The organism is Marinomonas ushuaiensis DSM 15871, assembly GCF_000521805.1.
Taxonomy (GTDB): domain Bacteria; phylum Pseudomonadota; class Gammaproteobacteria; order Pseudomonadales; family Marinomonadaceae; genus Marinomonas; species Marinomonas ushuaiensis.
The window spans coordinates 1-858 of the sequence record NZ_JAMB01000035.1 but is presented as its reverse complement, the minus strand read 5'-3'; the positions used below and the strand labels follow the sequence as shown (position 1 = coordinate 858).

Sequence of the window (858 nt, the reverse complement as noted above, 5' to 3'; positions counted from 1 at the left end):
CTTTTTATGTCTAAATACAGCACAACATTCAAATTAGAATTAGCCAAACTTGCTCAATATGAAAGCTCGAGGGAACTTGGTCGTAAATTCGGAGTGTCATCAGGGCAAATCCGCTACTGGTCATTAGTTTTTCAAATACATGGTGTTGAGAGTTTTCGTCATCATGGTCACCCTTATTCATCTCAGTTCAAACTAAACGCAATAAAATCTATGCAAGTAAATCGGTGGTCTCTTGCTCATTGCAGTGCTTACTTTGATTTATCTTCTCCAGGTATTTTATTCCAATGGCGATCCCTTTATTCTCGTGAAGGTACTCTACGACTCACTCCACGAAAAAAAGGCAGGCCTAACATGAACAATGCTTCGACCACTCCAACACCCTCAGAACAAATGACAGAAAAAGAGCTGAGAGAAGAATTAGAGTATTTACGTGCGGAGAATGCCGTTTTAAAAAAGTTAGAAGCCTTAGCTCAAGCAAAAAAGAAAAAAGCAAAGAAAAGGCTTTAGTGGTCAAGGAGCTCAAGGCAGAATTTAATTTATCTTGTTTACTTAAGGCGATAGGACTACCAAAAAGTGTTTATTACTACCATCGTAAAAGGCTGGCTGTTGATGAACCTAATGAAGGGTTAAAGGCGCAAATACAAGACCTTTACCATCAACATAAAGGTCGATATGGGTACCGTAGAATCACGCTTGCGTTACGTTCATCGGGCGCTCTTATTAATCATAAGCGAGTTCAACGGCTTATGAATGAGCTAGGACTCAAATCAAAAGTCCGACCGAAGCGATATCGATCTTATAAAGGACATGTTGGAAGAATCGCGCCAAATCTCGTTAATAGAGACTTTATGGCAAATG

2 protein-coding genes are annotated in these 858 nt (G+C 39.6%); both read left to right on the top strand.

Annotated features, from left to right (window positions below; translation table 11 throughout):
• Positions 1–507: transposase (locus tag MUS1_RS16150; protein WP_211236484.1), on the top strand; the 507-nt coding region annotated here is incomplete at its 5' end.
• Positions 507–858: IS3 family transposase (locus MUS1_RS15550; RefSeq protein WP_036164131.1), on the top strand; the 352-nt coding region annotated here is incomplete at its 3' end. The genes MUS1_RS16150 and MUS1_RS15550, both read left to right, overlap by 1 nt.